The sequence below is a fragment of the Streptomyces sp. NPDC096013 genome (genome assembly GCF_044763565.1).
In the GTDB taxonomy this organism is placed as follows: Bacteria; Actinomycetota; Actinomycetes; order Streptomycetales; family Streptomycetaceae; genus Streptomyces.
Genome location: NZ_JBIWGK010000004.1, coordinates 648,570 through 671,463, shown reverse-complemented (window position 1 = coordinate 671,463; position 22,894 = coordinate 648,570). Strand labels below are relative to the sequence as shown.

Genomic DNA, 22,894 nt, shown 5'->3' with positions numbered 1-22,894 from the left:
GTCGGTTCCGCGGTCGTGGCCGTCATTCGTGCGCGCTGGGGACCCGCAGGGGATCGTGGGGAGCGTCGGCCTTGGCGGTGGCGAGCTGCTCGCCCAGTTCACCGAGTCGGTTGCGGCCGAGAGCGGAGCGGACCTGGGGGAACCACTCCTTCTCCTCTTCCTCGACGTGGTGGCGGACGTTCTCCATGAGGACCGTCATCTTGGCGTCGAAGCGCTCGTCCTCGGGGTCGAGGCCCGCCAGCTCGGACAGCATCCACAGCACGACGTGGTGCTCCTCGACGCTCTCCAGCACGTGATCGGTGGTGTCCGGCACGGCGGCACGGGCGGCGGGGTAGAAGATCTCCTCCTCGATCCAGGTGTGGACCGTCAGCTCCTCGATCACCTTGTCGGCGATCTTCCGCTTGGTCTTGTAGGCGCGGTCACCGGCCTGCTCGAACTCCTTGAAGAGCTTCTCGACCGTCTGGTGGTCTTCCTTGAGCAGCACAATCGCGTCCATGGCCCGCCTTCGCCTCGTCGGAATTCCGGGAGCCGGTCGGCTCCCGCACTCCGGCTACCCCCGGCATCGCATCCGACCCACTTGAAGCGCACCTTTTGCCGGGTTCGGCTCGGCCGCGGTGTCGCCCCGTTCGACAGCGGCGGCGGATCGGCCCGCGTCGCCTTGCCCGCGGGCGGGTGCCGTCAGCGGAGGGGCCGCCGACCGCGCCGGGACAGCCGTACGGCCGCGAGGGCGATGTCGGCCAGCAGGACCACGATGCCGATGGCCAGCAGATAGCCCAGGCCGTTCGCTGCCACGCCGATGATTCCCAGTACCACGGCCACGAGGACCAGCAGCAGGAAGAGCACCACGACTCGAACACCTCCCTTGGACCCGACCCGGTCGCTCGGCGCACGGACTCCGGCGTATACCCAGTGTTGATTTTACTGCGGTCCGTCCGACGGCAGCTGATCCGCGGGGTGACAGGTAGGACGCGGATATGTGGGCACTCGGCCCGCAGCCGTCGCTGTTTCCCCCGGGGGAATGTGATGGTCAGGTTCTTCCGGTTCGGACCGTGTGCCGGAAGAACCGCCGGGGCCGGTCAGTCCATGCGGCGGCGGTCCTTCTTGCTCCAGGCGCGGGTGTCCCGGGGCGGGACGTACGGCTCCTCACCCTTCGGGTGTCCGCCGGCGACGGCACGCTCGCGGGCCAGTTCCGCGTCGAATTCGAGGCCGAGCAGGACGGCGATGTTGCTGAGCCACAGCCACATCAGGAACACGATCACGCCGGCGAGCGTGCCGTAGGTCTTGTTGTACGACGCGAAGTGCGCCACGTAGAACGCGAAGCCCCCCGAGGCGATCATCCAGACCACCAGGGCCAGCACGCTGCCCGGAGTGACCCAACGGAAGCCGCGGCCCTTCACGTTGGGCGCCGCCCAGTACAGGATCGCGATCATCGCCATGACCAGGACGACCAGTCCCGGCCACTTCGCGATCGACCACACGCTCAGCGCGGCGTCACCGATGCCGAGGGCGGAACCCGCCGCGCGGGCCAGGCCGCCGGTGAACACCACGATGAGCGCGCTGATCACCGTCAGGACGAGCAGGACCACGGTGACGCCGACCCGGATCGGCAGGACCTTCCACACGGGGCGGCCCTCGGGCATGTCGTAGACGACGTTGGCGCTGCGGATGAACGCCGCTATGTAGCCGGAGGCCGACCACACCGCGACCACGATGCCGACCACGGCGACGATCGAGCCGAGGCTGCCGGGCCCTTGGAGCTGGCGTACCGCGTTGCTGATGATGTCCCGGGCCGAACTCGGCGCCAGTTTCTCGATGTTGTCCAGGACCTGCTGTGTCGCCGACTTGCCGGCGATGCCGAGCAGCGAGACCAGGACCAGCAGGGCCGGAAACAGCGACAGCACCCCGTAGTACGTCAACGCCGCGGCCCGGTCGGCGAGTTCGTCGGCCTGGAACTCCCTGACCGTGCCCTTCAGCACCGCCCACCATGACCGCTTCGGCAGTTTGCTGGGCCGGTCCGGCGCCTGGCGCTCGACCTGTTCATCTGGTCCCGGTGTCCGTGGCATACCAGTGGGGTTACCCGGCTCGGCCCGACCATGCCTGGAGTGCGTACGGCAACCCGCAGGCGGCAGGTCCGGTTCCGGTACCGCGGCGGATTGACGACCTCGCGCATCCCGTGACGCCGGCCGTCCTGCCTTGGAAAGGGCCGCTGTCTCGCCCTGTTCAGAGTTCGAGGCCGAAGAGCGCCGCCGCGTTGGCGGAGGAGAACTTCCGCCGGTCCTCGTCGGAGGTGAAGTGTCCGAGGAAGGAGTCGATCTCGTCCCGGGTCGGGTGCTGGAAGGGGTAGTCGGTGGAGAAGATCAGCCGGTCGACGGTGGTGACGGACAGAGCGTGGTGGAGCAGTGCGGGGTTGAGCATGCCGGAGGTGGTGATGTGGAAGTTGGTCCGGATGTAGTCCGAGACGGGCCGTCGCAGGCCGGCGAGGCGGGAGAGGCTGTCGGCCCGGTCGAGCCAGAACAGCAGCATCTCGCCCCAGTGGCCGAGCACCACCTGTAGCGCGGGGTTGCGGTCGAAGGTGCCGCGCAGGATGAGCCGGAGGGCCGCGGTCGCGGTGTCGAGATGCCAGCCCCATCCGAAGGTGGCCAGGCCGAGATCGGTCAGCTCGCCGAGGCCCCGGTAGGAGGCGTCGCGCACCGCGTCCGAGGGGATCTGCGGGTGGATGAAGACCGGCTGGCCGAGTTCCGCCGCGGCGGCGAAGAACTCGTCGTAGGCCGGGTCGTCGAGGAAGCGGTCGCCGGAGCGGCCGTAGACCATCGTGCCGACGTGGCCCAGGCCCTTCGCGCGCACGAGTTCGTCGACGACGTGCTCGGGTGAGGACATCGGCAGCGTCGAAAGCGCCCGCAGCCGCGTCGGGTTCTTGTCGACGGCCGCGCCGGCCATGTCGTTCGCGGCGCGGCTCAGCTGCCGGGCCCGCTCGGGGGAGAGCGGCTGGGTTCCGGGCGGGGTCAGGGCGAGGAGCGAGATGTCGATGCCCTGGGCGTCCATCGCGGCGATCCGGCCCTCGCCCAGATCCTCCAGGCGGCCTTGGTGGTCGCCCATCTCGTTGAATGCGAGGCTCTCGTCGGGCCGCGGCAGGGCTTTGAGAGCGGAAGTGAGGCCCGGGGTCACCCAGTGTTCTTCGATGGCGATGAGGGTCATGGTCGTCGTCCTTCGATCGGGCGGGCGACACGTCCGGTGGCTTCGTTCCACCGATACCTGTCAGTTGACAGCAAAGCTAACGCCCGGACTAAAGTAGCTGTCAACTGACAGCAATCGAAGGTGACGGCGGAGGTCTGGCGCATGGACGAGGAGCAGGCTTCGCGGCTGTTCGAACTCGCCGACCGGATTCTGGCGGTGGGCCGCCACATCGGGGCGTCGAAGGAGGGCGAGGTCGAGTCGGGATCGCCGTTGCAGGGAGCGGTGATGCGCTACATCGACCGCCACCCGGGCACGACGGCCCGCGAGGCGGCCGAAGCCACCCAGATGATCTCCAGCAACTTCAGCCGCGCGGTGCGGGGCCTGGAGCAGGCGGGCCTGGTACGGCGCGACACCGATCAGCACGATGCGCGGCGGGTGCGCCTCTATCCCACCGAGAAGGCGCAGGAGAACCTGCGACGACTGCGTGAGGTCTGGAGCCGCCTTCTCGAGGAGGCCGTGACCGATGCCGACGACATCGACACCGTGATCTCGACCCTGCGCATCATCGAGACCCGGCTCGTCGCCCGAACCCGCCCCGGGGCCCGGTGAATCCGGCGATCCTGGCGGGTCCGATGCGCCGAGTCGTTCGAAGCTCGCTCCAGGTCGACGTGCGGGGGCGTCGATGAGGGCGGCGCCGCCCTCATCGACACCGGAATCGGCCCTGGATTCGGCGATGGCCGTCCTCGGGCGGGGGTCAGGCCGCCTGGGTGAGTTCGGCTCGGCCGAAGAGCAGGGCGTAGCCGGAGGGGAGTTGGGTGAGGATGCGGGAGAGGAGGTCCTCGCCGGCGAGCCGCGCCACGACGCGGAAGACGGTGCCGGTGTCCCAGCGGGTGGTGGCCGGGCTGCCGCCGGTGGTACTCGCCAGGTCCTTGACGAAGGCCCAGCCGCTGAGGGCTTCGGTGGCGGGGATCTGGGAGGTGAAGGTGGCCGCGGCCTCGTAGGGCAGCCGGGCGGCGAGGCTGACCCTCTCCTCGCCGGTGATCTGGCGTCCGAGGGCGGCCAGTACGGCGTGCACGGCCTGCTCGGCCTGGGCGCGGGTGGCGTAGGCGCCTTCGTATCGCACCTGTGCCAGCATCTGCTCGAACGTCATGCCCGCGGTGGACCGGAACGGCTGCTGCTGGTGATTCATCGCTGACACGGTTGCCTTTCTCATGTGCGGTGGGCGTGTCACCGGTGGCCGGGGCCCATGTCTCGAGCCCTCGGTGACTACAGGGGTCGGGGAAAAGGGGTGTGGTCGCCTGTCGGCCGGGTGGGGTCAGGCGGCCTGGGGGTGGCCGAACAGCAGGTCGTAGCCCACCGGGAGCTGGAGCAGGATGTGGCCGGTGAGTTCCTCGCCCGCGGCATCGGCGGCCACGCTGAGGACAGCGCTCACGTCCCAGGCGGCGGTCTGCTCGGTGGCTCCCTCGATCCAGGCCGCGGTGGCCCGTACGAAGCGCTCGGGCGACAGCGGCTCGCGTGCCTGGAGCGGATTGAGCAGGACCAGGGCCAGGTCCTCCGGCAGCCGGGCGGCCAGGTCCGCGCGCACCTCGCCCACCAGGTGCGCGCCCAACAGGGCCAGCACCGTGCGCGTGGCCCGCTCGGCCTCCTCGGTGCTCTCGTACGCGCCGCGTTCCCTGACCTGGTCGAGGAACGCCTCCCAACGCATCACCATCACTGCTCCCGTGCGTGTACGCGGGCCGGCCGGAGGACGGGGGTGACCGCGGGGGAGGTCGGCTCCCCGTCCTCCGGTGGGGCTGGGCGCCGACTCAGCCCCTGATCTCCTTGCGCGCGGACCCGCCGCCGATGGCGATCTTGCGGGGCTTGGCGCGCTCGGCGATCGGGATGCGCAGGGTCAGCACCCCCGCGTCGTAGTCCGCGTCGATGTGCTCGGTGTCCAGGGTGTCGGCCAGCATCACCTGGCGGGAGAAGACGCCCAGGGGCCGCTCGGAGAGCTCCATCTGTACGTCGTCCGCCTTGGTGACGGGCCTCCGCTCGGCCTTGACCGTCAGCATGTTCCGCTCGACGTCGATGTCGATCGCGTCCTTGGCCACGCCGGGCAGGTCGAAGGCGATCACGTACTGGTCGCCCTCGCGGTAGGCGTCCATCGGCATCGCCGACGGCCGAGACCAGGTCCCCGTCGTGTTCAGGACCTGCTGGGCGAGCCGGTCGAGCTCGCGGAAGGGGTCGGTACGCATCAACATCGTCAAACACCTCCAGGGTTCCGGTTGGTCACTGCCAATGCGTTCACCTGTCATCCGTTGTAACATGTCATCCAAGTGATGACAAGTTCGCAGTCATCGAGAGGATGACAACAGGGTTGGAGGCCCGATGACCAAGGACGATGAGCCCACTCCGCGCGCCCCCGGTCCCGCGCCGGCATCCTTCCTTGCCGCCGCCGCGGCGCTGGACACCATCCAGGAGGCCCTGCACACCGCCCGGGCCCTGCCGGACGGCACCGCCCCCGCCCCGGACCCCGGCAGCTCCGAGCAGGTGCTCGCCGCGCTGCTCGTGCTGCGTGAAGCACGCGAGCAACTCGCCGAGTGGGAACCGGGCCTGATCGAGGCCGCACGGGAGGCCGGCGCCAGCTGGGCCGATCTCGCTCACCCCCTGGGCGTGTCCAGCCGCCAGGCCGCTGAACGCCGCTACTTGCGCGTCCGCCCCGGAAGGCCGGGGACCACGGGTGAGCAGCGGGTGACGGCCACCCGCGACCGCCGTGCCGCCGACCGCACGGTCACCGCGTGGGCCCGCGCCAACGCCGCCACCCTGCGCCAGCTCGCCGGACAGATCACCGCCCTGCCCGACCTCTCCGCCGCCGCCCCGCTCGCCGAACTCACCACCGCTCTCGCCGACAACGACCCGGCTGCCCTCGTCGCACCCCTGACGGACACACACCCCTACCTGGCGTCCGGCCATCCCGACCTCGCCGCACGCGTCGACGACCTCACCCGCCACACCGACGGACTCCGCCGACGCAGCGGCGACCGGCGCCGCAACCGCGACTGACCCCTGACCCCCACCAGCAGCCCCACGGCCGACACAGGAACGCTGCTGCCGGGGGCCGGCCCGGTGCGGTGTGGAAAGCGCCGCTCGCGCGGAGTCGGAGGTTCATCGCATGCGTGTCGTGCGGAGACGCGGGCACACGTGCCGATCATGCGACCTCGACAGTCGTCAGCCGGGAGGGCTCCGCGATGACCGTTTCCGATCCCCGACCCGCACGTCCCGCGCCGCCCCCGTGGGCCGTGGTGCTGGGCGGTGCCGCTACTTCACCGACATCCGGCGACGATCTGCCGGAGCTGGTGCGACAGGCCCGCGCGCGGGATGGTGTCGCCTGGATCATGGTGAACGGCGATGACGGTGACGGTCTGCGGCGGGCCGCCGACGCATGCGGTCTGGCCCGAGGCCTCGCGGAGCGAGCGAGTGTGCCGGGCACACGGCCGGGGCTCGACCGGGTGGACGACGTCACCGTCCTGACGCTTCGGACGTGCGGCCTCGACGGATCTGCGGGCGCTGCTGGCGAGCTGCCTCGTGTGAGCCGTTCCGGATGTGTGGTCCTGTTCGCCGGACCGGGGTTCGCGCTGGCCGTGGAGCACGGCCGGACCGGGCTGAGAAAAGCCCTGGAACGGAAATTCGACGATCGGTTCACGGGCGGCGGGGACTCGACCGAGCTGGTACGGCTGGTGACCGGCGTGGTCACGGACCAGTACGAGGAGATCGCCGAAGCGCTGGAGGAGGCGACCGAGGAGGCGGACCCGGAGCCCGATGACGACGTGCTGACGAAGATGGGGCGCCGGGCCGAGCGGAGCGAACGGCGGCGCCGGCTCGCGGCCGCCCACCACCTGCACCGGCAGATCTTCCGGCTCCGGCGCACCGCCGGGCCCGCCGCGCTGGCCTTCGGGGCGGCGGCGGAGGCCCTGGCCGCGTCGGGGCCGGGCGGCGATCCGCTGCGTGACCTCGCGCACCGGCTGCGTCGCGTCGTGGAGCAGACCGAGCAGCTCGGGGAGATGCTCGACAGCGCGAGGGACGCCTGGACCGCGGAGATCGGCGTCGGCCAGAACGACGACATGCGGCGCATCAGCGCGGTCGCCGCTCTGGCCGCGGTGCCGACGGTGGTGGTCGGGAACTACGGCATGAATTTCGACAACATGCCGGAGCTGCACTGGCGTTGGGGCTACCCGATGACCATCGTCGCCACCGCGGCGATCTGCGGAATCCTCTACGCGCTGTTCAGGCGCCTGAAATGGCTGTGACCGGTTCCCGCCCGGCGCGGGTCGCGCCGCCCCCTTGCTCCGCCGGTCAGCGTTCGTACCGCGGGACCCATCGCGTGCGGGTGACCGCCGCCCGGAGTTCGTCCTCGGTCGCCTCCGGTGCCACGCCGTCCTCGACCGCCGCCACCGCCGCGGCCACGGCGATTTCGAGGGCGGCTTCCCGCATGCCCCGCAAGGGTGGCAGCAGGGGTGCGGGGCCGGCGTCGTCCGGCACGGATCGTGCGGCGCACCGGCCGACGGCGCGGGCGGCGGCGACCAGCATCCGGTCGGTGACCCTGGTCGCGCGGGCGGCCGTGACCGCGAGGCCGATCGCCGGGAAGACGTACACGTTGTTCGCCTGGGCCACCGGTACTTCGCGGCCGTCGGTCTTCAGCGGCGGGAACGGTGAGCCGGTGGCGATCAGCGCCCTGCCGTCCGTCCAGCGGGCCAGGTCGGCGGGGTCGGCCTCGGAGTGGGAGGTCGGGTTGGACAGCGGGAAGATCACCGGGCGCTCGCACGTGGACGCCATGTGCCGGACGATCTCCTCGGTGAAGGCGCCCTTCGCGGTGGACAGCCCGATCAGCACCGTCGGCTCCACCCGGCGGACCACCTCGGCCAGGTCATAGGACTCCGGCATGTCGCCGCGGGCGTAGACGCGCTGCTCCTCGCTCAGGCCGTCACGGGAGTCCACGAGCAGTCCGTCGACGTCCACGAACCAGAACCGCGAACGGGCCTCGTCCGGTGACAGGCCCTCGTCCGTCATCGCCGTACGGATCATGTCGGCCACCCCGACCGCGGCGGAGCCCGCGCCGAGGACCACGATCCGCTGGTCGGTCAGGCGGCTGCCCGCGACCGTCGTGGCCGTGGTGAGTGCGCCGAGGGCGACGGCGGCGGTGCCCTGGATGTCGTCGTTGAAGGTCAGCAGCCTGTCCTGGTAGCGGGTGAGGATCGGGCGGGCGTGGGCGGTCGCGAAGTCCTCCCACTGGAGCAGCGTGCCGGGCAGTTCGGCCTCCACCGCCGACACCAGTGCCTCCACCAGTTCGTCGTACGCGTCACCGGTGACCCGGTGCTCGCGGCGGCCCAGGTAGTGCGGGTCGGCCAGCAGTTCCTCGTTGTCCGTCCCGGCGTCCAGCAGGATCGGCAGCGTGCGGGCCGGGTGGATGCCGCCGATCGCGGTGTAGAGGCTGAGCTTGCCGACCGGGATGCCCATGCCGCCGACGCCCTGGTCGCCCAGTCCCAGGATGCGCTGGCCGTCGGTGACGACGATGACGTCCACGTCCCGGTGCGGTCGGTTGCGCAGGATCTCCCGGAAGCGATGCCGGTCCTCGTACGACAGGAACAGTCCGCGCGGGCGGCGGTAGATCTCGCTGAAGCGCCGGCACGCCTCCCCGACGGTCGGCGTGTAGACGACGGGCAGTGTCTCCTCCAGATGGCCGGTGACCAGGTGGTGGAAGAGGACCTCGTTGGTGTCCTGCAACTGGCGCAGATAGATGTGCCGGTTCAGCGGCTTGTCGTAGCCGAGGAACGCCTCGTAGGCGCGGTCGGCCTGCTGGTCGAGCGTCTCCACCGCGGGCGGGAGCAGCCCTTCGAGGCCGAGTTCCGCCCGCTCCTGGGGGCCGAACGCGGTGCCTTTGTTGCGCAGGGGGTCCGCGAGCAGGGTCGTGCCGCGGGGGGATCTGTTCGCTGTCATGCGAGTTCTCCTTCCCGGGAACGGGTGCGCGGCGGCAAAGCCGTCGGCAAGGAACGGTCATCACTCCGACGGGACCCGGTCGTTACCGCGCGATTCAGGTCGTCACCCGGGAGCGGGACCGGACTGGTCACGGCCGTCCGTCACGGGTCGGTCTGGTCGGGGAAGCGGACCTCGTTCGCGGTCGTGATGTGCGCGCCCATGTTGCGTTCCATCATCTCCAGGGCGGCTTCGGCCAGGTCCTGGTGGATGTGCGCGACGGCGTCGCGCGGCACCGTGACGTCCAGATGCCGGATGTGGGCGTCGAGCGCCGAGTACAGCACGCACTGCTCGGTGACCTGCCCGCACAGCACCACGTGGTCGACGCCTTCCTGGCCGAGCAGATAACTGAGCGGGGTTTCGTAGAACGCCGAGTGCCGTGCCTTGACGACGAACAGCGACGTGTCGTCGGGGGCGACGGCCCGCACCAGTTCCGCGTGCGGTCCGCGGAGCGCGGCCTCCAGGAGTTCGCCGTGGTGCGAGCGCCACTGCCCGAAGTTGTCGTTGACGTAGATCACCGGCACGTCGTGCCGACGGGCGCTCTCCAGCAGCCTGGTCACCCCCGGCAGGGACGCCTTCACCGAGGGCAGCAGCAGATCGGCGTCGTCGTGGTCGTACGTGTTGATCATGTCGATGACGATCAGCGCGGTCTTTGCCATGTGTTCCAGCCTGCACCTTCGAGCGGATTCTTCGCCTCCGGAGCCGTTCCGTGGGTCGGGCCGGAGCGGACGGGTACCCGGTCCGTGACCTCGTGAGCCTCGGGCGGGCGTCTCGTACCGGGCTCGCGCCCCCGAGAGCGCGGAAAGGCGGGCTCGACGTGACGGACAAGGACCCCCTGCGGACGTACCACGGAAAGCGCGACTTCGGCCGGACCGCCGAGCCCCGGGGCCGGTCCGGCGGGAGCGGGGCGGAGCCGCGGTTCGTGGTGCAGATCCATGACGCGAGCACGATGCACTTCGACTTCCGGCTCCAGGTCGGCGACGTGCTGAAGTCGTGGTCCGTGCCCAAAGGTCCTTCCGCCGATCCGGGGGACAAGCGGCTCGCCGTCCCCACCGAGGACCATCCGCTGGAGTACGAGGAGTTCGAGGGCGTCATCCCCGAGGGCGAGTACGGCGGCGGGACCGTCATCGTCTGGGACCACGGCACCTACCGCCCGCAGAGCCACGACCGGCAGGGCCGGCCCGTCCCGTTCGACGAGGCACTCGACCACGGACACGTCACCTTCCGGCTCCACGGCTCGAAACTGCACGGCGAGTACGCGCTCACCCGGTTCCGCGGCGGTGCGGGCGGCGGCAAGGACGAGGCCTGGCTGCTGGTGAAGACCAAGGAGCAAAGCTCCCGTACGGCGGCCCGGGCGACCCCCGACCCGCGCCGGGCCCGCTCGGTGCGCAGCGGCCGTACCCTCCACCAGGTCGCCGCGGAGGCGCGGGGGTCTGACGGGCGCTGACCGGTCTCCCGGGCACGGTGCCCGCGGGCGAGGCCGGCCTGTCGCGCGAGGCACGGCCGGGCCGAAGGTCTCCCTTACGGACAGGCCCTAGGGGCGGATGTCGTCCTCGTCCGGGATGCGGTGGACGGCCGCTTCCTCCGCGGAGGCCGCACCGCCGTCGATGCCCACGTCCTCGGCGAGCATGTCCTTCTCGGCGTCCTCGTGGGCGCCCTCGTCCGGTGCCACGAGGCGACCGGCCCGGTCCGCCCCCACCTCGTCGTCCAGCGGCTCGCCCGCGCCGTCCGGGAGATCCCCTACGCCGTCGTCCGCGCCGGGCTCCTCCAGCGCCGGGTCGCGACGCTCCTCCGCCAGCCGCTGGTCCAGGCTCTCGCCCTCGCGCTGCTCACGCGCCGTCGTGCCCTCGTGTTCCACCGCGAGGGGACGCTCGGGCGGCGACCAGCCCTCGTCATAGGGGTCGCTGACCCGGTCGGTGAGCGTGTCCTCGGGGTCGAGGATGCCCTCGTCCTCCCGGTCGTCGGGGCCCTCGGGCTGGTAGACCTCGTCGCCCATGACGTCGTCGTGGTTCTGGCTCCCCATGGTGTGCGTACCTTTCGGACGATTCGGATTGCTCCACTCCACGTATCCACGTGGGCCTGATCCACACACCGGTGCCCGCGTGTGTGTCGGGGAGCCGAGGACTCCTCCTGCGGGAGGTCGTCAGCCCGCCGTCAGCAAGGAGTCGTCCTGAGGACGGGCGCCGGGGAGCCGATGGCGGGCGGCGACGAGGGCCACGTCCATGTCACGGGTACCGGTCGACACGCACAGCGTGTAGGCGATGTCGTCCATGCGTCGGCGAGCGGCGGGGCCGCCGTTCTCGGCATGCAGCGCGCGCAGCGTCTCGTACTGCTCGACCAGGTCCTTCAACACCGCGGGGTGTGCCATCAGCACCAGGGGCCTCCATTCACCTGAACCTGTTGTCCGCGGGCCGAATACCCCGCGTCGACATACGCATGCACAGCGCTTTCCCGGCCGTGCGAACCCGACTGCCATCCGCTCCTCTTGACCGGTTTGCTACTTTTCGCGATGATTTGTTCACCCGCTGTCATTGTCCCCATATGACTGTTTCGGGGGCGTTCGAGCGGGAAAACGGGCTGTGAGTGCTTCGGACAGGAGGCACGTCCGTGGGAGTCGGCACATGTCGGATCGCGGGTGTGTTCCACCTGGTCGGCGTGGGTTCGCTCCCATGGGGATCGTCCATTCGACACCCCTTGAGGGAGTTGTGAGCACCATGGACACTGCCACCAGGAAGCGCCACCCGCACGACGACGCCCCCGACACCGCCGCCGCGTTCGCCCGCCTCGCCCGTCTGCCGGAAGGCCCCGAACGCGACGCCCTGCGCGACGAACTCGTGCGCGTCTGGCTGCCCATGTCCGAACGCATCGCCGGCCGCTACCGGGGGAGGGGCGAGTCCTACGAGGACCTGCGCCAGGTCGCGGCACTGGGCCTGGTCAAGGCGGTCGACGGCTACGACCCCGGGCGCGGCCACGCCTTCGAGAGCTACGCGGTCCCGACCGTCACCGGTGAGATCAAGCGGCACTTCCGCGACCACATGTGGGCCCTGCACGTGCCCCGGCGCGTCCAGGAACTCCGCAACCGGGTGCGTATCGCCGTACGGGAGCTGTCGGGAGCGGGGTCGGGCGCGGAGCGGTGCCCGGGCATCGCGGAGATCGCCGAGTACACGCACCTGAGCGAGGAGGACGTGCGGATCGGGCTTGAGGCACTGGACAGTTTCACCGCGCTCTCGCTGGATGCCGAGACGCCGGGCGAGGACGGCGGGTCGACGCTTGCCGGGCTGCTGGGGGAGTGGGACGCGGGGTTCGACCTGGTCGTCGACCGGGAAGCGGTCAAGCCGGTCCTGCGGAAGCTGCCCAGGCGTGAACGCACCATCCTGTACCTGCGCTTCTTCCGGGGCATGACGCAGAGCTGCATAGCGGAGGAACTCGGTGTCTCCCAGATGCACATCTCCCGGCTGATCAGCACCTCGTGCGCCACTGTGCGCGAAGGCGTCATGGCCGACGCCGCGTAGCGCCCGCGCGCCAGGACCGGGTGTCAGGAGGGCGGCGGAGCCCCGGGAATCCGGGACGGCCGGCTCGGTGACGTCCGTGTCCGGGCCCCGGAACCTCAGCTCACGTCGGGCGGCACGGCGGCGCGCTGGGGCACCACGGTGTATTTCGGGTCCTCCGCCGAGGCGACCCCGGCCGCGAAGACGCCGAAGCGGGTGCACGCGGAGCCCGCGAGAAGGGCGAGTCCGCTCGCCACGCCGGCCGCCCGACTGCGCCGGGCGAGCAGCACACCGCCGCTGGCTCCGGCGGCGGTGAGCAGCCGGGCGGCCCGCAACAGGGTCCCGGCCCGCCCCTCTCGATAGGTCTCGGCGACCATGCCCAGCCGCTTCTCCGCCGCCCGGAGCGCCGTCGCCTCGGCCGCGGCTGCCAGCAGCGCCGCGCTGCGGGCCGGGCCGGACTCCTCCGCGGCACCGACGACCAGCCCCATCCCGGCCGCGGCCGCGGTCGCCGACGCGGCGAAGACGTACGGGAGTTCACGGTGCGCGCCGTGCCAGGCCGGCACGGCGGTGTCCGCCGCCAGGACCGCCGTGTACGAGGCCACCGCCGGACCCAGCAGCGCGGCCGCGGCGGTCGCCGCCGCACCGGCCCGGGGCAGCCGCCCGGTGACCGCGCTCAGGGCAGCCGCGCCGGCGGCCGGACCGTACCCCGCCAGCAGCCACGAACCCACGCTCATGGGAGAGGTCGGCTTGAGGACCCGCAGCATGTTCGGGAACCGGCTCGGTACCCCGAGGTCGTGCACGAGCGCGGCGGCCGACAGGGAGACCGCGGCGAGCGAGGACACCTTCATCGCCGTGGCGGTGGTCCTGCGTCCGGTGAGCTGGGCGCCGGCCGCGAGCACGGAGCCCGCACCGGCGAGCCCGCCGAGGAAGAAGTACCCGGCGATGTCGCGTGCGCCCCATGACGGTGCCTTGATGACCGGGCGGCCGTAGTACGACTCGAACTCGGCGCGGGGGACCATGAGTTGCTCTCCGCGACGACCTCGACGACCGCGTCGTCCGCCGCGCCCGCGGGGACCGCCCTGCTCGTTCCGCTCTACCGCCGTCATCGTGTTCCCTTCCTGCCCCGGAGGGCGGGCAGTGCGAAGGAGAGCGCGATGCCGCCGACCAGCGAGAGGGCCGCCGCACCCGCGTGCTTCCACATGGTGGGGAGGTCGCGGGTGGTGACCACTGGGTTCGGGGGCAGTCCGTAGACCTCGGGCTCGTCGAGGAGCAGGAAGAACGCGCCGTCGCCGCCGACCCCGTCATCGGGTTCGTGGCCGTAGAGCCGGGCGCCGTCCACGCCCGCCTCGTGCAACTGGTCCACGCGCAGCGCGGCCCGTTCGCGCAGTTCGTCCAGGCGGCCGAACTGGATGGACTCCGTGGGGCAGGCCTTGGCGCAGGCGGGTTCCTGTCCGGCGCCGAGCCGGTCGTAGCACATCGTGCACTTGAACGCCCGTCCGTCGTCCGGGCGTTGCTCGATCACGCCGTACGGGCAGGCGGGTACGCAGTAGCCGCAGCCGTTGCAGATGTCCTCCTGGACGACGACCGTGCCGAACTCGGTGCGGAAGAGGGAGCCGGTGGGGCAGACGTCCAGGCAGGCCGCGTGGGTGCAGTGCTTGCACACGTCGGACGACATCAGCCAGCGCATCTCTCCGGGATCGGCCCGCGTCTCGGACTCCGGGTCCACCAGCTGGAGTTGGGTGCGTCCCTCCGGCGCCGGAACCTGAGGTTTCTCCTGCTCGATGAAGGCGACATGGCGCCAGGTGGAGGCGCCGAGCCCCTGGGTGTTGTCGTAGCTCATTCCCGTGAGGGAGAGGCCGTCCTCCGGGATGGCGTTCCACTCCTTGCACGCCACCTCGCACGCCTTGCAGCCGATGCAGACGGACGTGTCGGTGAAGAAGCCGACGCGGGGCGGGGGTTGGGAGTGTCCGGCGTCGCGGGCGGGATCGGGTTCGGTGCCGCTCAGCAGATGACGGTCCGTCATTTCCTCGTCTCCGTCCCTGTTTCGGCGGTGATGCCCGCGCGCCTGCGGTACTCGGCGACCAGCTTCGGCAGGTCCGGGCCGCGTGGCCGGCGCCCCGGGCGGATGTCGGCGGTGAGCGCCTTGTCCTCCTGGATATGGGCGTTGGGGTCGAGGGCGATGGCGACGAGTTCGTTGGCGGCGTCGCCGGTGGCCACGCCGTTGGGACCCCAGTGGAACGGCAGCCCGATCTGGTGGACCGTACGGCCGCCCACGGTCAGCGGCCTGATGCGCGCGGTGACCATCACACGGGCCTCGACGGCGTTGCGGGCCGTGACGATGGTGGCCCACCCCATGTGCTCCAGGCCGCGTTCGGCGGCCAGTTGGGGGGAGACCTCGCAGAAGAACTCCGGCTGGAGCTCGGCGAGATAGGGCGACCAGCGGCTCATGCCGCCCGCCGTGAAGTGTTCGGTCAGCCGGTGCGTGGTGACGACGTACGGGAAGACCTCGGCGCCCTTCTCGTCGCCGCTGGGGTGGTAGCGGTTGCCCTCGCGGGGCAGCAACTGGCGCACGGGGGAACGTGGTGTGGAGGGGTGGAGGGCGTTGGTGAAGGGGGAGTCCTGCGGTTCGTAGTGCGTGGGGAGCGGGCCGTCCTCCAGCCCGGCGGGCGCGTACAGCCAGCCCTTGCCGTCGGCCTGCATGATGAACGGGTCGTCGCCGCGCAGGGCGTCCGGACCCGTCGCGTCCTCGTCCGGTACGAAGTCCGGGGCCCGGTCGGGCACGAAGTCGGGGATGTCGTGACCGGTCCACTTCCCCGCGTCGCCGTCCCACCAGACGTACGCCTTGCGCTCGCTCCACGGGGTGCCGTCGGGTGCGGCCGAGGCCCGGTTGTAGAGGATGCGCCGGTTGGCGGGCCAGGCCCAGGCCCACTCGGCGGCCACCCAGTCCTGTTCGCTGCCGGGCCTGCGGAGGGCGGCCCGGTTCACGCCGTCCGCGAAGACCCCGCAGTAGATCCAGCAGCCGCACCGCGTCGAGCCGTCGTCCTTGAGCTCGGTGTACGCGGAGAGCGGCGCGCCGTCCGGGCCGTGGCCGTTGATCTCGGCGAGCACGGCGGCAGCGACCGGCTCCCGCAACGGACCGTCCACCGGGTAGTCCCAGGTCAGATCCTGCACGGGCCGGTCCATCGGGTCGGTCGACGTGCTCAGCCTCTCCTTGATGCGGCGGCCCAGGTGGTACATGAACCACAGGTCGCTGCGGGCATCGCCCTCGGGTTCCACGGCCGCGTGGTGCCACTGGAGCCAGCGGTTGGTGTTGGTGAAGGAGCCGGCCTTCTCGGTGTGGGCGGCGGCCGGGAAGAAGAACACCTCGGTGCCGATGTCCTCGGTGCGCAGCTCGCCGGTCTCGATCTCCGGGCCGTCCTGCCACCAGGTCGCCGACTCGATGAGGGAGAAGTCCCGGACGACCAGCCACTCCAGGTTGGCCATCCCGAGCCGCTGGAGCCGGGTGTTGGCGGAGCCGACCGCGGGGTTCTCGCCCATCAGGAAGTAGCCCTTGCACACGCCGTCCAGCTGGGCCAGCACGGTGTCGTAGGTGGAGTGGGAGCCGGTCAGGCGTGGCAGGTGGTCGAAGCAGAAGTCGTTGGCGGCGGTGGCCGCGTCGCCGTAGTACGCCTTGAGGAGGCTCACGAAGTAGGCCCGCATGTTGCCCCAGAAGCCCTTGTCCGTGCGGCTGGCGTCGATGAAGGCTTCGAGGTCCTCGTGGGCGTGGGCGTGCGGCATGGGGAGGTAGCCGGGCAGCAGGTTGAAGAGGGTGGGGATGTCGCTGGAGCCCTGGATGGAGGCGTGGCCGCGCAGGGCCTGGATGCCGCCGCCGGGGCGGCCGATGTTCCCGAGCAGCAGCTGGAGCACGCTCGCCGCGCGGATGTACTGGGCGCCGACCGAGTGCTGGGTCCAGCCGACCGCGTACACGAACGCGCTCGTCCGCTCCCGGCCCGAGTTGGCGGTCAGGTCCTCGCACACCCGGAGGAACGTCTCGCGCGGTACACCGCAGACCTCCTCCACCAACTCCGGTGTGTAGCGGGCGTAGTGGCGCTTGAGGATCTGGTAGACGCAGCGCGGGTGGCGCAGTGTCTCGTCCCGGGGTGGCCTGCCCGAGGTCTGCGCACCACCCGAACCGTGTGTCTCGGAGCCGCCGGAGCCCTGGACACGCTCCTCGTACTGCTCGTCGACCTCACCCGTGGGCTGCTGCACCTCGACGCCCTCGTACTGCCAGCTGCTCGGGTCGTAGTGGTGCTTGCCCTCGTCCAAGCCGGAGAAGACGCCGTCGAGGTCCTCGGTGTCGCGGAAATCCTCGCTCACCAGGGTGGCGGCGTTGGTGTAGGCGAGGACGTACTCGCGGAAGTCCTTCTCCTCGGTGAGGACGTGGTTGATGATCCCGCCCAGGAACGCGATGTCGCTGCCGGCCCGGATCGGGACGTGCAGGTCGGCCAGCGCGCTGGTGCGGGTGAAGCGCGGGTCGACATGGATGACGCGGGCACCGCGCTTCTTGGCCTCCATCACCCACTGGAAGCCGACCGGGTGCGCCTCGGCGAAGTTGGAGCCCTGGATGACGATGCAGTCGGCGTGCTGGAGGTCCTGCATGAAGGTGGTGGCGCCGCCCCGCCCGAAGGAGGTGCCGAGCCCGGCGACCGTGGAGCTGTGGCAGACCCGGGCCTGGTTCTCCACCTGGACCACGCCGAGACCGGTCAGCAGCTTCTTGATCAGGTAGTTCTCCTCGTTGTCGAGGGTCGCGCCACCGAGACTGGCGATGCCGAGGGTGCGCGCGGTGCGCAGCCCCTCCGACTCCCACTCCCAGGTCCGGCGCCGTGTCTCGATCACCCGGTCGGCCACCATGTCCATGGCCGTCTCCAGGTCCAGGGGCTCCCAGTCGGTGGCGTACGGCCGCCGGTACAGCACCTCGTGGCGACGGGCCGGTCCGGTGGTGAGCTGGAGCGTCGCCGAGCCCTTGGGGCACAGGCGGCCCCGGCTGATGGGGGAGTCCGGGTCGCCCTCGATCTGGACGACCTTGTCGTCCTTGACGTAGACCTGCTGGCCGCAGCCCACGGCACAGTACGGGCACACGGACTTCACCACCCGGTCGGCTGTGTCCGTGCGCGGTCTGAGCTGTCGGGTGCGCGTCGACATCGCGGCCCGGCCCCGGCCCAGCGGGTCCGTTCCGGTGAGCTGACGGAAGGCGGGCCACTCGCTGATCCAGGTACGCACACCCATGGTGTGTCCTCTCGACGGCTGGGACTCCGACGGCGGCAGTGGCGCCGTCTCCAGACTGGCCCACCGGGGCCGCTACGGCGCGCGGAATGTCAGCCGGACGGCTCGTCGGGCACCGGGTGCTCGGGGCGGGGGCTTCCGGAGCGCGGGGAACCATGCCTACCCGTGCCGGCCTCGTCCGTGTCGGGGACCTGCGGGTCGGGCTGTTCGTCCTCGGCCGACCGAGGCGCGTCGCCGTCGGGCTCCCAGGCATCCCCGGCGGCGCCCGCCTGCTGGTCGGGCATGTCCCTCGGCACGGGCTTGGTCTCCCGGCCCTCGCCGTCCCCGTGACTGCCCGGACTGTACTCGTTCACGCTTCTCTCCCTGTGTCTGCGGAACCTCGACCCGACGCCGGGTACCCCACGCGGGGCGGAGTCACACGGGGCGCCGGCACTCTCCTGCGGTGCCCCGCCGCCCGACGAGCCGCAGGCCAGGTCAACCGGCTGCGCCACGGTGCCCGTCGCGGTGCTCGTCCGCGTCCTCGCGGGCGAAGAAGTCCGCGAGGGAGGAGGCGAGCGTCTCCGGAGCCTGCTCGGCCACGTGGTGCCCCGAGTCGATGCCGTGACCCCGCACGTCCGGCGCCCACGCGCGCCAGATCTTCAGCGGGTCGCCGTACAGGTCCTCCAGGTCGTCCCTGAGCGACCACAGGACCAGCGCCGGACACCGGATGCGCACCCCGGCCGCCCGGTCCTGCTCCTCGTGCCGCCGGTCGACGGTGAGCCCGGCCCGGTAGTCCTCCAGCATCCCCCGGACGACATCGGGGTTTCTCATGGCCTCCCGCCACTCGGCGTGGTTCTCCTCGCCCATGCTCCGCGGGTCGCCGCTGTACCAGCTGTCCGGGTCGGCGTTGATGACCCGCTCGGGGACGTCCGGCTGGGCGAAGAAGAACCAGTGCCACCACTGGGTGGCGAACTCCGGCGTGATCCGGGACAGATGCTCGGAGATGGGCAGGCCGTCGATCAGGGCCACCTTCGACACCGCGTCCGGGTGGTCGAGCGCGAGCCGCAGGGCGACGCCGCTGCCGCGGTCGTGCCCGGCTAGGGCGAACCGGCTGTGGCCGAGGCGGCGCATCACCGCGACGACATCGGCGGCGACGGCCCGCTTGGAGTACCCGGTGTGGTCCGCCGTGGGCACCGGCCCGCGCGAGCGGCCGTAGCCTCGCAGGTCGGGACAGACCACGGTGAAACCGCGCCGTACCAGCAGCGGTGCCACCCGATGCCAGGTCGCGGACGTGCGGGGATGACCGTGCAGCAGGACCACGGGTGGGCCCTCGCCGCCGTGGCGGACGAAGATCGACGCGTCGTCGACCTCGAACCGGCTGATCTCGAAGCCCTCGAACAAGCCACTGCCTCCCATACGAACGGCCACAGAGTCGGTCGATGGCTCGCGTACCCGGGATGTGCGGTTTTCCGCTCGCCGAGCGGGCTCCTCCGGGCGGCGCAGGGAACACGTCGCGGGGACGTGTGGTCAGGGGCGGTTCCTCGGACGGGGGGCGTGGAGCCGGGCGAGTGCCCGCGAGGCGGTGCGGTGTACGACGGGGACGACGCGACAGGGGCACCGGAGACCACTTCGGGCACAGCGTTTGCGCTGGCCGTCCCTGGAAACACGGGCGCATGTTCGGATTTGTCGCACCTGAAGGAGTCCGCGGTGATCACGTCCACCGATGTCGCCCATTTCGGAGTTTCCTCAGCCGACGGAGGGAGAGTGTCCGACGTCGGCGAGGGGAGAGAGCCCGATGCCTCCGAGGGGAGGACGCCGGACACCGGTGCGCGGCGGACGTCCGGGCTGTTCGCCGGGTTCGTCGAGCGGGAGGCGCCCGCCGTACCGCTGCCGGGGCGCTCGACGGGCCGTAGATTCGCCGTCCTCACCGCGCTGGGACGGCGTGACCTGTCGCTCGCCCGGCTGGCCGAGGGACATCTTGACGCGGCCGCGATCCTCCACGAGGTCGACGGTTCGCTGCCCGAGCCGGGGGAGCGCTGGGGAGTGTGGGCGGCACGGCCGCCGAGCCCCGTCGTGAACGCGACGCGCACGGCGGACGGATGGAGGCTGAGCGGTGTCAAACCGTACTGTTCCGGAGCCAGGTGCTGCACCCACGCGCTCGTGACCGCCGAGGCGGACGACGGGTACCGCCTCTTCGCCGTGGCGCTGGACCACCCCGGCGTGACGCCGCTGCCCGGGACCTGGCCGGCGGTCGGGATGGCCGACAGCGACAGCCTGGACGTGTCCTTCGCCGACGTGCCCGCCCGCGCGGTGGGCGAGCCCGGCGCCTACGTGGACCGGCCCGGTTTCCTGCACGGAGGGGTGGGCGTGGCGGCCTGCTGGCTCGGGGGCGCGTACGCGGTCGCGGCACCGCTGTACGAGCGCTCCGCGGCCGGTCGGCTCAACGAGCACGCGGCGGCCCACGCGGGCGCGGTGGACGTGCTGCTCAGCACCGCCGACACGGTCATGCGCCGGGCGGCCGAGGACATCGACGCCGATCCTCTCGACGAGCGAGGCGAGGCCCGGGTGCGCGGTCTGCGGGTGAGGGCTCTGGTCGAGAAGGTGTGCGCAGAGGTCCTCGACCACACCGGGCGGGCCCTGGGCGCCGGTCCGCTCTGCCACGACGAACGCCATGCCCGTGCGGTGGCCGACCTGACCGTCTACATCCGGCAGCACCACGCCGAGGGCGACCTCGCACAGCTGGGGCACGCGTTGGGTGACGGTTCCCGGGAGACGCGATGAGGGCGGCGCGGGGCGCCCTGTCCGCGCAGGAGCGCGAGGCGGCCGCCGCGGAGATCGACGCGCCCGGAACCGACGAGAAGGACTGGCGCGCGGCCCGGCTGCCCGACCGCCTGCCGCACCTGGACCTTCCCGAGGGGCCCGTCGTGGTCGTGGCGGCCCATCCCGACGACGAGGTCCTGGGCTTCGGCGGCACCATGGCCGCCCTCGTCGGCGCGGGCACCGCCGTGCACACGATCTGCCTGACCGACGGGGAGGCCTCGCACGGCGACGGCGACGCACCGGCACGCGACACGCTGGCCGCGCTGCGCCGCCGCGAACTCACCGCCGCGCTGGACGAACTCGGCCCGCTCCACGCACCCCTGCACACCGGCCTCCCGGACACGGCCCTGGACCGGCACGAGGACGAGGCGACCGCGGCCGTCGCCGCTCTCCTCGCCGAGACGGACGCGCGCCTGTGCCTGGCACCGTGGGACGGCGACCTGCACAGCGACCACGAAGCCGCCGGACGCGCGGCGCGCCGCGCCTGCCGCGCGACGGGCACCACGCTGTGGTCCTTCCCGGTGTGGATGTGGCACTGGGCCCGCCCCGACGACCCCCGGGTGCCCTGGCGGCGGGCCGGTGTGCTGCCGCTTACCCCCGTGGCGCTGGGACGCAAGAAGGCCGCGCTGGCGCGCTTCGCCAGCCAGCTCGACGCACGCGGCCCCGGAGTCCCGCCCGTGCTGCCGCCCGAGGAACTGGCCCACCACATCCGCACGTTCGAAACGGTGATCCGGTGAACACCCCCGCCGCCTACTTCGAGGACCAGTACGCCGGCGCCGCCGACCCCTGGCACCTCGCGGACCGCTGGTACGACCGCCGCAAGTACGGCCTGACCATCGCCGCCCTGCCCCGCCCCCGCTACGAGCGGGCCTTCGAACCGGGCTGCTCGGTGGGCGTGCTGACCACACTGCTGGCCGCCCGCTGCGACCGGTTGCTCTCCACCGACCGCGTCGCCTCGGCGGTGGCGACGACGGCCCGGCGCACCCAGGGGACGGACCACGTCACCGTCCGGCGGATGACGGTCCCCGACGAGTGGCCCGACGCACGGTTCGACCTCGTGGTCCTCTCGGAACTGCTCTACTACTTCGACGACAGCACACGGGCGCGGCTGCTGCGCCGGACCACCGAGAGCCTGACCGCGGGCGGCCATCTCGTCACGGCGCACTGGAACCATCCCGTCGCCGAACACGCCTGCACGGGCCGGGACATCGCCGAAGAGGTCGACGCCCTGGCGGGCCTGAAGCGGCTCGCCCGCTACGACGACCCCGACTTCACCCTCACCGTCCACGAGTACGGCCGCGAGGACGGCCCCGTTCTCTCCCCGGCCCGGGCGGAGGGCCTGGCGTGACGCCCATGGCCGTCGCCGTCGTCGTCCCCGCGCACAACGAGGAGCACCGGATCGGCGCCTGCCTGCGCAGTGTGCGGCGCGCGGCCGCGGAGGTGGCGCCGCTGCCGGTCGTGACGGTGGTGGCGGCGGACGCCTGCACGGACGCCACGGCCGTCGTCGCCGCGCGGGCCGGGGCACACGTGGTGCGTCTCGAACACCGCACCGTAGGAGTCGCGCGCGCCGCCGGGACCGCCCACGCGCTGCACCTCCTCGCGGGCACCGGCCGGGACGTCTGGCTGGCGATGACGGACGCCGACACGACCGTGCCCGACACCTGGCTCACCGACCAGATCGACTGGGCGCGGCAGGGGTACGACGTGGTGCTGGGCACCGTCCGGCTGGCCGGAGGGTCACGCAGGCTGACCGCCCTGCACGACGCCCACTACTTCCGGACCAGGCCCGCCGGGGCGGGGGAGCCGTGGCACCATCCGCATGTCCACGGGGCGAACCTGGGTCTCTCGGCCACGGCCTACCTGCGGGCGGGTGGTTTCGCCGCGCTGCCCACCGGCGAGGACCGCGACCTGGTGGCCCGTCTCACCGCGCAGGGCCATCGCATCGCCCGCACCGACCGGCACCCCGTCCGTACGGCGGCCCGACTGCGCGGCCGGGCACCCGACGGCCTCGCCGACCTGCTCGCCGCCCTCCGCCCCTCGGTGTGGGACAGGCCGCTGCCGGAACTCCGTTCCACGCCGGCGGCCCGAAGTGGCCCGGGGCGGGCGGGAGAACCCGGGGACGCCCCGCTCGTCCCACCCCTCTCCTGACGCGGCGACGGACC

25 protein-coding genes are annotated in these 22,894 nt (G+C 71.8%); 9 read left to right on the top strand and 16 right to left on the bottom strand.

Annotated elements, in window-relative coordinates; all coding sequences use genetic code 11:
* Positions 1 to 22: 22 nt before the first annotated feature.
* The 4 genes from ACIRB1_RS17800 to ACIRB1_RS17785 form a co-directional block, all read right to left on the bottom strand.
* Positions 23 to 496, bottom strand: a complete 474-nt coding sequence (locus ACIRB1_RS17800; RefSeq protein WP_352179044.1) for a hemerythrin domain-containing protein — start codon at positions 494 to 496, stop codon at positions 23 to 25.
* 182 nt (positions 497 to 678) lie between these two features.
* Positions 679 to 846, bottom strand: coding sequence for a hypothetical protein (locus tag ACIRB1_RS17795; protein ID WP_352179043.1), 168 nt, complete (start codon positions 844 to 846; stop codon positions 679 to 681).
* Between the two features lie 230 nt (positions 847 to 1,076).
* Positions 1,077 to 2,063 carry a YihY/virulence factor BrkB family protein gene (locus ACIRB1_RS17790; protein WP_352179042.1) on the bottom strand — a complete coding sequence of 329 codons (987 nt, stop codon included), beginning with the start codon at positions 2,061 to 2,063 and terminating at the stop codon, positions 1,077 to 1,079.
* A 157-nt stretch (positions 2,064 to 2,220) separates the two neighbouring features.
* Positions 2,221 to 3,195, bottom strand: coding sequence for an amidohydrolase family protein (locus ACIRB1_RS17785; RefSeq protein ID WP_403466159.1), 975 nt, complete (start codon positions 3,193 to 3,195; stop codon positions 2,221 to 2,223).
* A gap of 141 nt (positions 3,196 to 3,336) precedes the next feature.
* Between ACIRB1_RS17785 and ACIRB1_RS17780 the strand changes: the two genes are divergently transcribed.
* Positions 3,337 to 3,783, top strand: a complete 447-nt coding sequence (locus ACIRB1_RS17780) for a MarR family winged helix-turn-helix transcriptional regulator (RefSeq protein WP_403466158.1) — start codon at positions 3,337 to 3,339, stop codon at positions 3,781 to 3,783.
* 145 nt (positions 3,784 to 3,928) lie between these two features.
* Here ACIRB1_RS17780 and ACIRB1_RS17775 read toward each other — a convergent pair whose 3' ends face one another.
* From ACIRB1_RS17775 to ACIRB1_RS17765, 3 genes are all read right to left on the bottom strand, one after another.
* Positions 3,929 to 4,363: a DUF2267 domain-containing protein gene (locus ACIRB1_RS17775; protein ID WP_352179039.1), complete on the bottom strand. Its 435-nt coding sequence runs from the start codon at positions 4,361 to 4,363 to the stop codon at positions 3,929 to 3,931.
* 126 nt (positions 4,364 to 4,489) lie between these two features.
* Positions 4,490 to 4,885 (bottom strand): DUF2267 domain-containing protein, encoded by a 396-nt coding sequence (locus ACIRB1_RS17770; RefSeq protein WP_352179038.1) that lies wholly within the window; start codon positions 4,883 to 4,885, stop codon positions 4,490 to 4,492.
* A gap of 94 nt (positions 4,886 to 4,979) precedes the next feature.
* On the bottom strand, positions 4,980 to 5,414 hold the full coding sequence (locus ACIRB1_RS17765; protein WP_352179037.1) for an Hsp20/alpha crystallin family protein: 435 nt from the start codon (positions 5,412 to 5,414) through the stop codon (positions 4,980 to 4,982).
* A gap of 127 nt (positions 5,415 to 5,541) precedes the next feature.
* Between ACIRB1_RS17765 and ACIRB1_RS17760 the strand changes: the two genes are divergently transcribed.
* Both ACIRB1_RS17760 and ACIRB1_RS17755 read left to right on the top strand, forming a co-directional pair.
* Positions 5,542 to 6,216 (top strand): type III effector protein, encoded by a 675-nt coding sequence (locus ACIRB1_RS17760; protein ID WP_403466157.1) that lies wholly within the window; start codon positions 5,542 to 5,544, stop codon positions 6,214 to 6,216.
* 185 nt (positions 6,217 to 6,401) lie between these two features.
* Complete coding sequence (locus ACIRB1_RS17755; RefSeq protein WP_352179035.1) at positions 6,402 to 7,460, top strand: CorA family divalent cation transporter; 1,059 nt, start codon at positions 6,402 to 6,404, stop codon at positions 7,458 to 7,460.
* A 46-nt stretch (positions 7,461 to 7,506) separates the two neighbouring features.
* Here ACIRB1_RS17755 and ACIRB1_RS17750 read toward each other — a convergent pair whose 3' ends face one another.
* Both ACIRB1_RS17750 and ACIRB1_RS17745 read right to left on the bottom strand, forming a co-directional pair.
* Positions 7,507 to 9,147 carry an NAD-dependent malic enzyme gene (locus ACIRB1_RS17750; protein WP_403466156.1) on the bottom strand — a complete coding sequence of 547 codons (1,641 nt, stop codon included), beginning with the start codon at positions 9,145 to 9,147 and terminating at the stop codon, positions 7,507 to 7,509.
* Between the two features lie 140 nt (positions 9,148 to 9,287).
* Complete coding sequence (locus ACIRB1_RS17745; RefSeq protein ID WP_352179033.1) at positions 9,288 to 9,842, bottom strand: isochorismatase family cysteine hydrolase; 555 nt, start codon at positions 9,840 to 9,842, stop codon at positions 9,288 to 9,290.
* Between the two features lie 158 nt (positions 9,843 to 10,000).
* Between ACIRB1_RS17745 and ACIRB1_RS17740 the strand changes: the two genes are divergently transcribed.
* Positions 10,001 to 10,630 (top strand): DNA polymerase ligase N-terminal domain-containing protein, encoded by a 630-nt coding sequence (locus ACIRB1_RS17740; protein WP_403466155.1) that lies wholly within the window; start codon positions 10,001 to 10,003, stop codon positions 10,628 to 10,630.
* A gap of 87 nt (positions 10,631 to 10,717) precedes the next feature.
* Here the strand turns inward: ACIRB1_RS17740 and ACIRB1_RS17735 are convergent, their stop codons facing one another.
* The gene (locus ACIRB1_RS17735) at positions 10,718 to 11,206 is read right to left on the bottom strand and encodes a DUF5709 domain-containing protein (RefSeq protein ID WP_403466154.1); all 489 of its coding nucleotides are present in this window, start codon (positions 11,204 to 11,206) and stop codon (positions 10,718 to 10,720) included.
* 120 nt (positions 11,207 to 11,326) lie between these two features.
* Entirely contained in the window at positions 11,327 to 11,557 is a 231-nt protein-coding gene (locus tag ACIRB1_RS17730; protein WP_403466153.1) for a DUF5133 domain-containing protein, read from the bottom strand.
* A gap of 340 nt (positions 11,558 to 11,897) precedes the next feature.
* Between ACIRB1_RS17730 and ACIRB1_RS17725 the strand changes: the two genes are divergently transcribed.
* The gene (locus tag ACIRB1_RS17725; protein ID WP_403466152.1) at positions 11,898 to 12,695 is read left to right on the top strand and encodes a SigB/SigF/SigG family RNA polymerase sigma factor; all 798 of its coding nucleotides are present in this window, start codon (positions 11,898 to 11,900) and stop codon (positions 12,693 to 12,695) included.
* A 95-nt stretch (positions 12,696 to 12,790) separates the two neighbouring features.
* On the opposite strand, the gene nrfD is transcribed toward ACIRB1_RS17725, so the two are convergent.
* The 5 genes from nrfD to ACIRB1_RS17700 all read right to left on the bottom strand — a co-directional run bounded on the left by nrfD (position 12,791) and on the right by ACIRB1_RS17700 (position 19,313).
* On the bottom strand, positions 12,791 to 13,690 hold the full coding sequence (gene nrfD, locus ACIRB1_RS17720) for an NrfD/PsrC family molybdoenzyme membrane anchor subunit (RefSeq protein WP_403466151.1): 900 nt from the start codon (positions 13,688 to 13,690) through the stop codon (positions 12,791 to 12,793).
* 83 nt (positions 13,691 to 13,773) lie between these two features.
* On the bottom strand, positions 13,774 to 14,694 hold the full coding sequence (locus ACIRB1_RS17715) for a 4Fe-4S dicluster domain-containing protein (RefSeq protein WP_403466150.1): 921 nt from the start codon (positions 14,692 to 14,694) through the stop codon (positions 13,774 to 13,776).
* The gene (gene fdh, locus ACIRB1_RS17710; RefSeq protein WP_403466149.1) at positions 14,691 to 17,936 is read right to left on the bottom strand and encodes a formate dehydrogenase; all 3,246 of its coding nucleotides are present in this window, start codon (positions 17,934 to 17,936) and stop codon (positions 14,691 to 14,693) included. Before fdh ends, ACIRB1_RS17715 begins: the two co-directional genes overlap by 4 nt.
* Before the next feature lie 89 nt (positions 17,937 to 18,025).
* Positions 18,026 to 18,286: a hypothetical protein gene (locus tag ACIRB1_RS17705; RefSeq protein WP_403466148.1), complete on the bottom strand. Its 261-nt coding sequence runs from the start codon at positions 18,284 to 18,286 to the stop codon at positions 18,026 to 18,028.
* 121 nt (positions 18,287 to 18,407) lie between these two features.
* Positions 18,408 to 19,313, bottom strand: a complete 906-nt coding sequence (locus tag ACIRB1_RS17700) for an alpha/beta fold hydrolase (protein WP_403466147.1) — start codon at positions 19,311 to 19,313, stop codon at positions 18,408 to 18,410.
* Positions 19,314 to 19,676: 363 nt separating this feature from the next.
* Here ACIRB1_RS17700 and ACIRB1_RS17695 point away from each other — a divergent pair, with 363 nt between their 5' ends.
* From ACIRB1_RS17695 to ACIRB1_RS17680, 4 genes are read left to right on the top strand one after another with little or no spacing between them, the layout of a single operon-like run.
* On the top strand, positions 19,677 to 20,693 hold the full coding sequence (locus ACIRB1_RS17695; protein ID WP_403466146.1) for an acyl-CoA dehydrogenase: 1,017 nt from the start codon (positions 19,677 to 19,679) through the stop codon (positions 20,691 to 20,693).
* Positions 20,690 to 21,469, top strand: coding sequence for a PIG-L deacetylase family protein (locus ACIRB1_RS17690; RefSeq protein ID WP_403466145.1), 780 nt, complete (start codon positions 20,690 to 20,692; stop codon positions 21,467 to 21,469). The genes ACIRB1_RS17695 and ACIRB1_RS17690 overlap by 4 nt, the downstream gene beginning before the upstream one ends.
* Positions 21,466 to 22,080 carry an SAM-dependent methyltransferase gene (locus ACIRB1_RS17685; RefSeq protein ID WP_403466144.1) on the top strand — a complete coding sequence of 205 codons (615 nt, stop codon included), beginning with the start codon at positions 21,466 to 21,468 and terminating at the stop codon, positions 22,078 to 22,080. Before ACIRB1_RS17690 ends, ACIRB1_RS17685 begins: the two co-directional genes overlap by 4 nt.
* Positions 22,081 to 22,085: 5 nt before the next feature.
* The gene (locus ACIRB1_RS17680) at positions 22,086 to 22,880 is read left to right on the top strand and encodes a glycosyltransferase (protein ID WP_403466225.1); all 795 of its coding nucleotides are present in this window, start codon (positions 22,086 to 22,088) and stop codon (positions 22,878 to 22,880) included.
* Positions 22,881 to 22,894 lie beyond the last annotated feature (14 nt).